General features: G+C 66.2%; 13 protein-coding genes. 9 read left to right on the top strand and 4 right to left on the bottom strand.

Annotation, left to right across the window (positions count from 1 at the left end; genetic code table 11):
- Nucleotides 1-42 precede the first annotated feature (42 nt).
- From NSO95_RS13710 to NSO95_RS13690, 5 genes are all read left to right on the top strand, one after another.
- Nucleotides 43-564, top strand: coding sequence for a GNAT family N-acetyltransferase (locus NSO95_RS13710; protein WP_257596871.1), 522 nt, complete (start codon nt 43-45; stop codon nt 562-564).
- Between the two features lie 174 nt (nt 565-738).
- Entirely contained in the window at nt 739-1,287 is a 549-nt protein-coding gene (locus NSO95_RS13705) for a DUF1285 domain-containing protein (protein WP_257596870.1), read from the top strand.
- Nucleotides 1,284-1,877, top strand: a complete 594-nt coding sequence (locus NSO95_RS13700; RefSeq protein ID WP_257596869.1) for a CoA pyrophosphatase — start codon at nt 1,284-1,286, stop codon at nt 1,875-1,877. The genes NSO95_RS13705 and NSO95_RS13700 overlap by 4 nt, the downstream gene beginning before the upstream one ends.
- Before the next feature lie 22 nt (nt 1,878-1,899).
- Complete coding sequence (locus tag NSO95_RS13695) at nt 1,900-3,081, top strand: CCA tRNA nucleotidyltransferase (protein ID WP_257596868.1); 1,182 nt, start codon at nt 1,900-1,902, stop codon at nt 3,079-3,081.
- A gap of 7 nt (nt 3,082-3,088) precedes the next feature.
- The gene (locus tag NSO95_RS13690; protein WP_257596867.1) at nt 3,089-3,943 is read left to right on the top strand and encodes a phytanoyl-CoA dioxygenase family protein; all 855 of its coding nucleotides are present in this window, start codon (nt 3,089-3,091) and stop codon (nt 3,941-3,943) included.
- A gap of 6 nt (nt 3,944-3,949) precedes the next feature.
- Here NSO95_RS13690 and parC read toward each other — a convergent pair whose 3' ends face one another.
- Complete coding sequence (gene parC / locus NSO95_RS13685) at nt 3,950-6,268, bottom strand: DNA topoisomerase IV subunit A (protein ID WP_257596866.1); 2,319 nt, start codon at nt 6,266-6,268, stop codon at nt 3,950-3,952.
- Between the two features lie 110 nt (nt 6,269-6,378).
- Between parC and NSO95_RS13680 the strand changes: the two genes are divergently transcribed.
- The 3 genes from NSO95_RS13680 to NSO95_RS13670 all read left to right on the top strand — a co-directional run bounded on the left by NSO95_RS13680 (nt 6,379) and on the right by NSO95_RS13670 (nt 9,234).
- Entirely contained in the window at nt 6,379-6,918 is a 540-nt protein-coding gene (locus tag NSO95_RS13680; RefSeq protein WP_257596865.1) for a type 1 glutamine amidotransferase domain-containing protein, read from the top strand.
- A 129-nt stretch (nt 6,919-7,047) separates the two neighbouring features.
- Complete coding sequence (locus tag NSO95_RS13675) at nt 7,048-8,001, top strand: DUF4349 domain-containing protein (RefSeq protein WP_257596864.1); 954 nt, start codon at nt 7,048-7,050, stop codon at nt 7,999-8,001.
- Nucleotides 8,002-8,181: 180 nt separating this feature from the next.
- Entirely contained in the window at nt 8,182-9,234 is a 1,053-nt protein-coding gene (locus tag NSO95_RS13670; protein WP_257596863.1) for a DUF4349 domain-containing protein, read from the top strand.
- A gap of 9 nt (nt 9,235-9,243) precedes the next feature.
- Here the strand turns inward: NSO95_RS13670 and NSO95_RS13665 are convergent, their stop codons facing one another.
- The 3 genes from NSO95_RS13665 to NSO95_RS13655 all read right to left on the bottom strand — a co-directional run bounded on the left by NSO95_RS13665 (nt 9,244) and on the right by NSO95_RS13655 (nt 11,847).
- Nucleotides 9,244-9,573 carry a 2Fe-2S iron-sulfur cluster-binding protein gene (locus NSO95_RS13665; protein WP_436278045.1) on the bottom strand — a complete coding sequence of 110 codons (330 nt, stop codon included), beginning with the start codon at nt 9,571-9,573 and terminating at the stop codon, nt 9,244-9,246.
- Nucleotides 9,574-9,590: 17 nt separating this feature from the next.
- On the bottom strand, nt 9,591-10,676 hold the full coding sequence (locus NSO95_RS13660; protein WP_257596862.1) for a cysteine desulfurase family protein: 1,086 nt from the start codon (nt 10,674-10,676) through the stop codon (nt 9,591-9,593).
- Nucleotides 10,677-10,797: 121 nt separating this feature from the next.
- On the bottom strand, nt 10,798-11,847 hold the full coding sequence (locus NSO95_RS13655; protein ID WP_257597053.1) for a cysteine desulfurase family protein: 1,050 nt from the start codon (nt 11,845-11,847) through the stop codon (nt 10,798-10,800).
- A 126-nt stretch (nt 11,848-11,973) separates the two neighbouring features.
- On the opposite strand from NSO95_RS13655, the gene NSO95_RS13650 reads away from it, so the two are divergent.
- The gene (locus NSO95_RS13650) at nt 11,974-12,630 is read left to right on the top strand and encodes an alpha/beta hydrolase (protein WP_257596860.1); all 657 of its coding nucleotides are present in this window, start codon (nt 11,974-11,976) and stop codon (nt 12,628-12,630) included.
- Nucleotides 12,631-12,733: the final 103 nt, after the last annotated feature.

The raw sequence follows: 12,733 nt of genomic DNA, 5'->3' as shown, positions 1-12,733 counted from the left end.
ATTCGTCGACACGCCCCCTCCCCGTCCCTATCGGCGCGCGCCATGGCGAGCCTTGTTCCCCTATCCGCGATCGATCCCGCACTGATCGAGCAGTTGCTCGACTACGCCTTCGGGGCGGATCGGCACGCGCGGACCGCCTATCGCATCCGCGAGGGCACCGATTGGCTGCCCGGCCTGAGCTTCGCCGCGCTCGACGATGAGGACTATCTGGTCGGCACCATCCAGTTGTGGCCGATCGCGCTGACCGACCGCGATGGCCGCGCGCATCCGATGCTGATGGTCGGGCCGGTAGCGGTGGTGCCCGAACGCCAGAGCGAGGGGTTCGGCAAGGCGCTGATGTTTGCTGCGCTGCAGGCGGTCGATGCTTCTGCCAAAGAGGGCGCGCCTGCCTTGCCGCAAGTGATGATCGGCGATGCGCCCTATTACGGCCGCTGGGGCTTCACTGCTGCACCGACGCAAGGCTGGCACTGCCCCGGCCCGTTCGAGCGCGAGCGGCTGCTGGTCCGCTGCGCCAATCCGGCGGTGCTGCCGGCAGAAGGCATGCTGGGGCCGTGGTACAACTAGGCGGCGTTGGGACCCCACCCCGCTGCGACTAGCTTCACCTTCGGCTCAGCAAGTCTCGCCACCCCTCCCTCAAGGGAGGGGCAGTGAAGCTTGGCGAGCGAAGTGAGCCTAGCTGCAACGGGGTGGGCCACCGGCGGTTGAGGTCGGCACGACATTCTGCCAACGTTCCCCTCAATGCCCTATCAACCGCCCCCCGAACTGGCCGAGCTGACTCTGGCCGAAGTGGCCGAGCAGGTCGCCGCCCGCAAGCTGCCCCCGGTCGAGCAATGGGCGCCCGAGCGCAGCGGCGACAGCGAAATGTCGATCGCGGCAGACGGGACCTGGCTCCACCAGGGCAGCCCGATCACCCGCACCGCGATGGTGCGCGCTTTCTCCGGCCTGCTGATGCGCGACGAAGGCGGGCAGCACTGGCTGGTCACCCCGTTCGAGAAGCTCAGCATCGAGGTCGAGGACGCCGCTTTTATCGCCACCGATGTCGCCCAGCGCGACGATGGCCTCGCCTTTCGTCTCAACACCGACGAGCTGGTTATCGCCGGGCCGGACAACCCTTTGCGCGCGGCGGGCGATGCCGAGACCCCTGCACTGTACCTGTGGGTGCGGCGCGGGTGCGAGGCGCGGCTCAATCGCAGCACCTATGCCCAGCTGGCAGAAATCGCGCTGGCGCAGGGCGACGACTGGACGGTTTCGAGCCTCGGCGAAACCTTCTCGCTGCTGCCCGCATGAGTGCATTGTTCGACCGGTTGCAGCGGCTGTTCGAGGACGGGCACGCGCAGGACATCCCCGACCTGATGAGCGACGCGCGCTTTGCCGATGCGGCACGCACCGCCGATGCGGCAGTGCTGATCGCCGTCACCGACCGCGAGGAACCGGGCATCATCCTCACCAAACGCCCCGATTCGCTGCGTGACCACCCGGGCCAGGTCGCCTTCCCCGGCGGCAAGCTCGACCCGGGCGAGGATGCGGTGGCGGCCGCGCTGCGCGAGGCGGAGGAAGAGCTCGCGCTCGACCGCAGCCATGTGCGGCTGGTCGGCACCACCGATCGCTACCAGACCGGCACCGGGTTCGACATCACCCCGGTGCTCGGCGTGATCCCGCCCGATCTCGACCTCACCCCCAACCCGCGCGAGGTCGAGGCGTGGTTCGAGGCCCCGCTCGACCTGCTGCTGCGGCGCGAGAACTGGACCGAGCACGAGGTGTTCTGGAACGGCGCGATGCGGCAGTATCTCGAGCTGCACCACGGCGGCTTCCGCATCTGGGGGGTGACCGCGGCGATCATCGCCAACCTCTCGCGCCGGCTTGCTTGGCTCGACTGACGCGAGCGAGTATCAGCGCGCGATGGAAGAGAGATTGCCCCCCGCACCCTGGACGCAGCGCGAGGACCTTGCGCAACTGGTCGCCGCGCTCGGGGCGGTATATATGCGCTGGGTCGGCGGCGCGGTGCGCGATACGCTGCTCGGCATGCCGGTGAAGGATGTCGACGCGGCGACAACCCATCTGCCCGAACGGGTGATCGAACTCTGCACGGCCAAGGGCATCCGCACCGTCCCAACCGGGATCGAGCACGGCACCGTCACCGCAATTCTGCCGGGCGGCCCGGTCGAGGTGACCACGCTGCGCAAGGATGTCGCGACCGATGGCCGCCGCGCGACGATTGCCTTTTCCGGGGATTGGGAAGAGGACGCCGCGCGGCGGGATTTTACGATCAATGCGCTCTACGCGCATTCCGAAACGCTCGCCGTCTCGGACTATTTCGGCGGGCTGAGGGACCTTTCATCCCGCCGTGTTCGCTTTATCGGCAATCCTCATGAAAGAATTCGCGAGGACCACCTACGCATTCTCCGCTATTTTCGCTTTCAGGCGCGGTTCGGGGCGGAGCTGGATACCGCTGCGGAGGCCGCGTGCAGCGAACTGGCCGATACGCTCAAGGGCCTGAGCCGCGAGCGGGTGGCGATGGAACTGCTCAATCTCCTCACGCTGCCCGACCCCGCGCCCACAGTGGCGCGGATGCGCGCGCTGGGCGTGCTGCCGGTGGTGTTGCCGGAGGCCGGTGCACACGAAATCGGCGAACTGGAAAGGCTGGTCGCAGCCGAGGCACGCGAAGGCATCGCACCCGACCCGGTTCGCCGCCTCGCTGCGCTGCTTCCCGCCTTGCCGCCTGTGGTCGAGACAGTGGCTGCCCGCCTGCGCCTTTCGCGCGCCCAGCGCGACCGGCTGGTCTGCGCCGCCGAGCGCAAGCCCTCGGATGCCGCAGCCCCGCATGGGCTGGCCTATCGCGAGGGCATGGCCTGCGCCTTCGATCGGCTGCTGCTGGCCGGGGCTGAGACCTCTCCACTCGCGGGGTGGCAGGTGCCCGAATTGCCGCTCAAGGGCGGCGAGATCGTTGCCCGAGGGGTCGAAGCGGGCCCACAGGTCGCGCGGATGCTGCGCGCGGTCGAAGCGCGCTGGGTGGAAGAGGGCTTTCCCGATCGCACGCGGGTCGAAGCCATGCTCGATGAGGAATTGGCACGTGGGAATTGAGCCTGTGTTGAGCGCCGAACAACGCCGCGAATACGATACTTTGGGCTTTTGCCGCCTGCCTGGGCTGATCCCGCCGCCGGTGCTCGAACGCTTGCGCAAGTTCTTCGAGCCGATGCTGGTCGCCGACACCGTGCCCGGCAAGGCGATCGCCGATGCGCCGGACGGCAAGGTGGTGACCAATATCGACCAGCTGCTCAGCTGGGGCGATCCGGCGGTGCTCGAACTGCTCGCCGTGCCGGAGATCATGAACGTCGCCTCGGCGATCTGCGGCGACAATCTGTTCAGCGTGCAGGAATTCGCCGTGATCAAGCACCGCGGCGATGCCACGCCGGTGCTGTGGCATCAGGACATGGTGCATGGGCGCAGCGCGCCTGCCCTCTCCATGGGGCTCTATCTCGACGATGCGGACGCGGGCGAAGGTGCGCTGCGTTTCGTTCCCGGCAGCCACCTGCGCAGCGAACCGATCGACCAGCTCGCCCGGATGCCGGCGGTCGAGGTCCCGGCGAAGGCGGGCGACGTGATCATCCACGACATGATGACCGCGCACAGCTCCGAACCGATGGAGGGCAACAGCCTGCGGCGGGTGATCTACCTCGTGTTCCTCTCGACCGAACTGGTGCTGGGGGAGGACCTCTACCCGAGGGAATTCGTCGAGAACCGGCGTCGGCTGCTGTTCGCCGCGCGGCGCTACCGGCGCGAGACATTCCCTGCGGCGGGCTGCTTCAAACCGCGCCAGCGCGAACCGAATGCGCGCGACCGCAAGCGGCCGGCGCATGACATCATGGCCGAGGTCCATATGACCGAAACCCGGCTGCGCCCGTCGAACTACTGCTTCGAACGGATACCGGCGAACCTGGGCTAAAGCCCCTTACCCAAAGCGATTGTCGCGCGGAAAACCCTGCGGCGGCATCCGGCCTGCCGCGCCGCGCGCGACCTTCCATTGCCAGATGTCGCTCTCGGTCCGGGTCCGGTCGCCCTTGCCGCCCATCTGCCAGCTCAGCCCGTCCGCCAGCGTGAAGGTGATCGCGTCGGCAAGCCCACCGTCGCGGTAGCGCTGCAACGTCACCCCCTGCCCGCGCGCGAGCATTGGCAGTTCCTCCAGGTTGAACACGATCAGCTTGCGGTTGTCGCCCACCACCGCGACATGATCGTGCCCGGAAGGGATTTCGCGCACCACGCGCAGCTTTGCATCGCCCTTCAGATTGACCACCTGCCGGCCCTTCTTCGTCTCGGCGAGAATCTCGTCGGTTTCGGCGGCGAAGCCCTTGCCGGTCGTCGCGGCGAGCAGCAGCTGCGCCTTGGGCCGGTGCACCACCAGCCCCGCGATCGCCGCGTCGGCATCGATATCGAGGATATTGCGGATCGGCTCGCCGAAGCCGCGCGCGCCGGGCAGCTTGTCCCCGCCGAGGGTGTAGAAGCGCCCGTTGTCGGCGGCGATCAACAGCTTGTCGGTGGTCTGCGCGTGCAATGCAAAAGCCGGGCCGTCGCCTTCCTTGTATTTGAAATCGCCCATCCCGTCGGCCGAGGCGGCGAGATCGACATGGCCCTTGGCGCCGCGCACCCAGCCCTTCTGGCTCAGCACCACGGTGATCGGTTCCTTCTCGATCATCGCGTCCATACTGAATTCCACCGTCGGGGCGGCTTCGGCGATGGTCGTACGGCGGGCACCCAGCGCGGTATCCTCGGCATATTCCTTGCGCAGATTGGCCAGATCGCGCTTCAACCGCGTGCGCTGGCGGGCGGGCGAGGCGAGCAGCTTGTCGAGCTCGTCCTGCTCTTTCAGCAGTTCGTCCTTCTCGCGCCGCAGCTCCATTTCCTCCAGCTTGCGCAAGCTGCGCAGCCGCATGTTGAGGATCGCCTCGGCTTGCCGGTCGGTGAGGGAAAATTCCTCCATCATCACCGCCTTGGGATCGTCCTCGTAGCGGATGATGGCGATCACCCGGTCGAGGTTGAGGAAGGCGACGATATAGCCCTCCACCAGCTCCAGCCGCCGCGCAATCTGCTCGAGTCGGTGCCGGGCGCGCCGCTGGAGGATGTCGATCTGGCTCGCGGTCCAGTGGGTCAGCAGCTCCTTCAAGCCCATCACCATCGGCGTGCGCGTATGGTCGAGCACATTGAGGTTGAGCCCGAAACGCACCTCCAGGTCGGTCAGCTTGTAGAGCGATTCCTTGAGCAGTTCGGGATCGACATTGCGGCTCTTGGGCACCAGCACCAGGCGGATCTTCTCGTCGCTCTCGTCGCGCACGTCCTCGAGGATCGGCAGCTTGCGGTCGGCGATCAGCTGGGCGATCTGCTCGATCAGCTTGCCCTTCTGCACCTGGTAGGGAATCTCGCTGATCACCAGCTGCCATTGCCCTCCGCCGAGCCGCTCGATCCCGGCCTCGCGGTCGGCCTCGGACCCCGCTTCTGCCGCATGGAAGCGCCCGCGGATGCGGAAGCTGCCGCGACCGCTGGCGTAGGCGCTGGAGATCGCTTCGGGGCTGTCGACGATCAGCCCGCCGGTCGGCAGGTCCGGTCCCTTGAAGATTTCCATCAGCCGCGCATGTTCGACATGCGGGTTGTCGATCAGTTCCAGCGTCGCGTCGATGATCTCGTGGACGTTGTGGCTCGGGATATTGGTCGCCATGCCGACCGCGATCCCGCTTGCGCCATTGGCCAGCAGGTTGGGGAACAGCCCGGGCATCAGCTCGGGTTCCTGTTCCTCGCCATTGTAGGTCGGGATGAAATCGACCGTGCCATCGTCGAGCCCGGCCATCAGATTCATCGCGGTGCGGGTCAGCCGCGCCTCGGTGTAGCGATAGGCGGCAGCGTTATCGCCGTCGATATTGCCGAAGTTGCCCTGCCCCTCGACCAGCGGATAGCGCAGCGCGAAATCCTGCGCGAGGCGGACCATCGCGTCGTAGGCGGCGGCATCGCCATGCGGGTGGTACTTGCCGATCACCTCGCCGACCACGCGCGCGCTTTTCTTGAACGCATTGGTCGGGTCGAGCTTCAATTGCCGCATGGTCCACAGCAGGCGGCGGTGGACCGGCTTCAGCCCGTCGCGCAGGTCGGGAAGCGAGCGCGCGGTGATGGTCGACAGAGCATAGACCAGATAGCGCTCCGACAGCGCGCTATCGAAGGGGGCATCGACGATCGCGTCGAACGGGTCTTTCTCGCTGTCGAGGGTGGTGTCGTTGGCGGCCATGCGGCTCGCCCTATCACCGCCCCGGCCCGGCTAGAAGGGCGGAACCTACGCCTATCCCCACGCATTCAACCGGCACACCCCAACACCAATCCCCTCACAGGAGATACACTATGACGCGCGTCCTCATCATGGCCACCGACGGTTTCGAACAATCCGAACTGATGGACCCCAAGGCCAATCTCGAAAAAGCCGGATTCGAAACCGTCGTCGCCAGCCTCGACGAAGGCGAGATCAAGGGCTGGAAGGACAAGGACTGGGGCGACAGCGTCAAGGTCGACCTGACCGTGGACGAGGTCTCGGCGGGCGATTACGACGCGCTGCTGCTGCCCGGCGGTCAGATGAACCCCGATATCCTGAGGATGAACGAGCGCGCGATCGAAATCGTCCGCGAATTCGACGCGGCTGGCAAACCGATCGCGGCGATCTGCCATGCCCCGTGGCTGCTGGCCGAAGCGGGCATCGTGGAAGGCAAAACCGTCACCGCCTGGCCGTCGATCCGCACCGATCTGGGCAACGCGGGCGCCAATGTGGTCGACCGCGAAGTGGCCGAAGACGGCAATCTGATCACGAGTCGCAACCCCGACGACATCCCTGCCTTCTCCGAAGCGCTGATCGCAAAGCTCGGCGGGAAGGTCCGCCAAGCGGCCTGATTATCGCCTGAAAACAGATAGTTGAAGGCCCTGCCGCAGCGATGCGGCGGGGCCTTTTGCATTTCCCGCTTGACGAATGTGGCCGCCGCGTCATGATTATGGCGAAAATAAGGCACAAAGGAGGCCAAAATGAGGCAAATGAAGGCGAGAGGATTGAAATCGGGTTTGCTGGCAGCGGTTGCTGCGGCGAGCCTCCTGGCAGGCTGTTCGGACAATTCGGCCGAAAGCGGCTTTGAAGGAACCGGCGAGGAGGTGGCAGCCGACAGCACGCAAAGCTCCGCCGAAATGGCCGAAGCCGCTCCGGCAGAAGACGCGGTTGCGCGGGAAGAGGTCGCCGATCCGGTCGGCCCGCAAATCCCCAAGGCCGACATCCCCCTGTCGCTGCCCAAGATCGCCTATGTCTACAATTACGGCTTCAGCCTGCCGGGCGAGAACATCGCCAAGCTGCAGCAGGAACATGCCGACCTGTGCGAACAGCAGGGCCCCTATTCCTGCCGCATCATCGGGATGGACCACTCGGGCGAAGGCGGCGACTATGCCAGCGGCACGCTGCAGCTCGCGGTCGCGTCGGACAAGGCGCGCGCCTTCGGCAATCTGCTCGGCAGCGAGGCCGAGATGCTCGAAGCCGAGCAGACGACGCATTCGATCTCCGGCGAGGACCTGTCCAAGCAGATCGTCGACACCGAAGCGCGGGTCGAGGCGCGCACGGTGCTGCGCGACCGGCTGCTCGAGGTACTGCGCACCCGCAAGGGGACCGTCGCGGAACTGGTAGAAGCCGAACGCAGCGTCGCGCAGGTCAATGAAGAGATCGATCAGGCGCGCGCGTGGGTCAGCGAAATGAAGACCCGCGTCGCCTTCACCCGGCTCGACATCAGCTACGAATCGAGCACCCCGGTGGCGAGCGACTTCCTCGCCCCGATCAAGGGCGCGCTCGGCTCGCTCGGCTCGGTGCTGGGCGTGGTGATCGCGGCGCTGATCCTGCTCGCCGCAGTGCTGATGCCGATCGCCGGCGTGGTCTTCGGCGGCCGCGCGATCAACCGCCGGATGAACCGCCGGCCGGAACCGGCCCCGGCCGAAGCCTGACCCGACTGGTCGCCGCCCCCTCCTCCGGCGGCGACCCGCGAAGGGGTGCCCCACTCGTTGTCTCCCCCGATGGCACCCCTTCGCCCCCACTTGCGCAACTGCGGGACACCAGCAATCATGTGATGTTGTTACATTACATGATTGCTGGTAGGCATGGCTTGGGAAACGGAGGAGAAGGCCATGAACTACAAGGCTCTTGCTGCCAGTTGCGTCGTCACGCTTGGATTGCTGGGTTTCGCCCTGTCGGAAGCGTTCCGGCCGGATGAGGCGAGGAACGTAACCGAGAAGCTCACTTCGGCGAGCGTAGAAGACCCCGCTACCGCCTCGTCTGCATACATTGCACCAGATTACGAAGTCTCGCGCGAACCGTCGCCCCGCAATGCTGCCGCCCCGATGCTCATGCCCGACAATCAGGACCCCGACATGTCGCAAGTCGGCGCGGTGAGCGAAGCAATCGAGGAACTCAAGACCGGCAACGGCAGCTTCGATGCAAATTCGGGTCCGAAGATCGCCTATCGCTTCGGCTATGGGTTCCGCCTGCCGGGCAACGCGATCAAGAGCCTGCAGGAACGCCACGCCGACATGTGCGAGGCTCGCGGCTCGAACGTCTGCCGCATCATCGCGATGGAGCAGTCCGACGGGCAAGGCGGATACGCCACCGGGAGCCTGCAGCTGGCGGTCGCCAGCCCCGTTGCGCGCGCCTTTGGGAAGGATCTGACGTCGAGCGCCGAGGGGGCGGAGGCCGAACTGGTTTCATCCTCGATCGACGGGGAGGACCTGTCGAAGAATATCGTCGATACCCAGGCCCGCCTGCGCGCGCGGACCCTGCTGCGCGACCGGCTGATGGACGTGCTCGAGAACCGGCGCGGAACGGTGACCGAATTGATCGAGGCGGAGCGCGGCGTGGCGCAGGTCAACGAGGAGATCGACCGCGCGCAGAGCTGGCTCAGCGAAATGCGCGGGCGTGTCGAATTCGCGCAAGTGCGGATCGATTATTCGGCGGGCGAAGTCGCCCCGGAAGTCGGCGGCTTCTCCGCCCCGGTTGGTGAGGCGTTCAGCTCGGCGGGCAGCACACTCGGCTACCTGCTGGCAGCCCTTATCCGGCTGGTGACGGTGCTGGGTCCGCTTGCCCTGCTGGCATGGTTGGCGGTGATCGGCTGGCGCAAGCTGGGTCGTCCGGGCAGTCGTCTGGCGCGCGGCATCGGCGAGCGGATCGACGAGGTTCCTGCGTAAATCAGTTGGCTAAAACCCGCTCATATCCCTGCTCTCGGACGGGATGCGGACTTCGATGCCGTCCAGTTCCGGCGTCAGCACGATCTGGCAGCTGAGGCGGCTGTGGCGCTGGACGCCGGCGGCGAGGTCGAGCATGTCTTCCTCTTCCTCGCTCGGTTCGGGCAGGCGGGCGAACCATTCGGGCGCGACGATCACATGGCAGGTCGAGCACGCCATCTGGCCCTCGCAGGTCCCCTCGAGCGGCATCCCGGCGGCCTGCGCGACCTCGAGCAGCGGGATGCCCGGCTCGCCCGTCGCGGCGACCCGCTCGCCCTTCTCGGTGACGAAGGTAATCCCGATGCTCACAATCCCGATGCTCACAGGCCCTGTGCCTCCGCTGCGGCGTTGATCGCACGCGCCGCCTGTTCGATCTCTTCCAGCGTGGTGTAGCGCCCGAAACCCAGGCGGATAGAGCTTTTCGCCTCGCGGTCGGAGAGGCCGATCGCCCGCAGCACATGGCTCGGGCGGCCCGACCCGCTGGCGCATGCACTGCCCGCGCTGAACATGACGTCGCGGCAATCGCTCATCAGGCGGGCGACGTCGAGGCCGTCCCGCCGCATGTTGAGATTGCCGTGCCAGCGCTCCTCCGCGCTGCCGTTGAGCGTCCACCCGGCGAACAGGTCGCGCGCGCGGGTCCATAGCGTCTCGACATGCGCGGCATCCTCTTTCATCCGGCTTACCGCCAGCGCCGCCGCCGCGCCGAACCCGGCACACAGCGCGGGGCTGAGCGTGCCCGAGCGCAGGCCCTGTTCCTGCCCGCCGCCATCCGACTGCGGGACGAGTTTGACCCCGTCGCGCAGCCACAGCGCGCCGATGCCTTTGGGACCGTGCAGCTTGTGCGCGCTGACCGCGATCATGTCGGCTTCGAACAGCGGCATGCGGCCGGCCGCCTGCACCGCATCGCACAACACCAGCGCGCCTTCCGCCCGGGCCAGCGGGACGAGGTCGTCCCACCGCTGGATCGTGCCGCTCTCGTTGTTGACCTGCATCACCGCCATCAGCCCGATGCGCGCGGGGAACGGCTGCGACAGGTCGACCAGCCCCTCGCGGTCGACCGGCAATTCCGCCCAGTTGCCCACCGCCTTGCAGCTGTCGATCACGGCCGCATGCTCGATCGCGCTGAAGGCGACGCGCTCGCCCGCACGCAGCGCGACGCAGCCCTTGATTGCAAGATTGATCGCCTCGGTCGCGCCGCTGGTGAAGATCACCCGTCCCCCGCTCGGGAACAGCGCAGCAACCTGCTCGCGCGCCACCTCGACCGCTGCGGCGGCCATCCGGCCCATCCGGTGCGGGCTGTGCGGATTTCCGAAATTGTCGCCCTCCGGCCCGCCAAGCCAGCGCAGCATCGCCTCCCGCGCCTCGGGCGCGAGCGGTGTGGTGGCCTGGTAGTCGAGGTAGATCATGGCGTTGTCTCTATGGCCCAACCAACTCCATCCGTCATCCCGGACCTGATCCGGGATCCCGCTTTTCTTCCGGCGCTGGACCCAAGGCAGCGGGACCCCGGGTCAAGCCCGGGGTGACGGGTCAAACGGAGGATTTGGCCATCGCCAGCCAAGTCTCGCAAAAACGTTCAATATCGTCGGGAGTGGTGGACCAACCGACGCTGACCCTGATCGTATTCGCAGCGATTTCCGGTTCAACCTGCATGGCCCTCAGGACCCTGCTAACCTTCATCGTCCCGCTCGAACAGGCGCTACCCTGGCTGACCGATATGCCTTCCATGTCGAAGCGCATGACCTGCGCGCTTGCCCCAATGCTAGGCATGGAGATTGCAGAAATGAATGCGGTGTCGGAGGATAACCGGTCGGAAAGCCAGTCACCGCCGGCTTCGCGAACAACTTGGTCCATTGAATGAAACGCCCTGAGTGTATCCTCATCTGCAAATGACTCCGACAGTTCGATTGCAGCCGCCATGCCAAGTATCGCTGGCAGATTCTCGGTGCCGCGCCGGTACCCGCGCTCATGGCCGCCCTCCGGCTTGAGCAGGGCAAAGTCCTTCACCAGCAACGCTCCCACCCCGATCGGCCCCCCGAATTTGTGTGCAGAAATGATGGCCATCTCAGGAGAGTCGATGTTCATCTTGCCTGCCGACTGCGCGCAGTCGACGATGAGCATTCCGCCCGCTTCCGCCACCATATCCTGAATGAAGGAAATCACTTGGCGATTGCCAGTTTCTGAATTTACATCCTGAATAGCGACGACCGGTCGATCGCACTTCAACGCGGAAGCGAGTTCGTGAAGGTCGACCTGTCCATCCGGCAACACGGGGACATGATCCGCTCCCGTTGCAGCTTGCAGCACACAATCGTGCTCGACCTCTGTCACAATTCGCTTTCCGCCTACCGCGTTCCGCAACGCCAACGCCGCTGCCTCGCTCGCGCCCGAGGTGAAGATCACCTCGCCCTCCCACCCCAGCGCGCGTTTCACGCGTTCGCGCGCATCCTCCAGCGCGGCCTTGGCCTTGCGGCCCTCGGCGTGTGGGCTGCTGGGATTGGCCCAGATGCGGAAGCCTTCCTCCATCGCCGCGCGCGCTTCGGGGCGCAGCGGGCTGGTGGCGGCGTGGTCGAGGTAGATGCGGCGTGAGATGGCGGCGTCCCGTGGATGGTTAGCGCGATTGCGATTTGTCGAACAGACACTATATAGCCCGCTACTTCGCGCGCGCCACCCGCGCGGCAACCCTGTTCTGATAGGCCCGCCCCGATGCCCACAGTGATTTTCCCCGGCCCCGAAGGCCGCCTCGAAGGTCGTTTCTCCCCGCCGCCGCGCCCGCGCGCGCCGGTCGCGATGATCCTCCACCCGCACCCGCAGGGCGGCGGCACGATGAACGAGCGGATCACCCAGCGCCTTTACAAGACCTTCGTCGATCGCGGATTCGCCACACTGCGGTTTAATTTCCGCGGCGTGGGCCGCAGCCAGGGCAGCTTCGACAACGGGGTCGGCGAGCTGTCCGATGCCGCGTCGGCGCTCGACTGGGTCCAGTCGATCCATCCCGAAGCGCAGGTGACCTGGGTCGCCGGGGTCAGCTTCGGCGCGTTGATCGGCATGCAGCTGCTGATGCGCCGCCCGGAAATCCGCGGTTTCATCTCGGTCGCGGCGCCGGCCAACATGTACGATTTCAGCTTCCTCGCACCCTGCCCCGCGAGCGGCATCTTCGTGCAGGGCGCGGCGGACACGGTGGTGCAACCGGTCGCGGTGCAGAAGCTGGTCGACAAGCTGCGCACGCAGAAGCACATCACCATCCACCACGAGGAAATTCCCCGCGCCAACCACTTCTTCGAGAACGAGATCGAGGATCTGATGGGTTCGGTCGACAACTACCTCGATTTCCGCCTCGACCCGGCCTGCCCGATCAAGTGACGCAAAGCTCAGCCGCCGCAGGCGGCGCTTAGCTTTGCGTCATCCCCGCGAAAGCGGGGATCTCGGGCCACCCGCTCGACATTCCAGTCATTCCCTATTGAGG

Source organism: Parerythrobacter lacustris, from assembly GCF_024626475.1.
Classification (GTDB): Bacteria; Pseudomonadota; Alphaproteobacteria; order Sphingomonadales; family Sphingomonadaceae; genus Parerythrobacter_A; species Parerythrobacter_A lacustris.
This window is presented reverse-complemented; position numbering and strand designations above follow the sequence as displayed.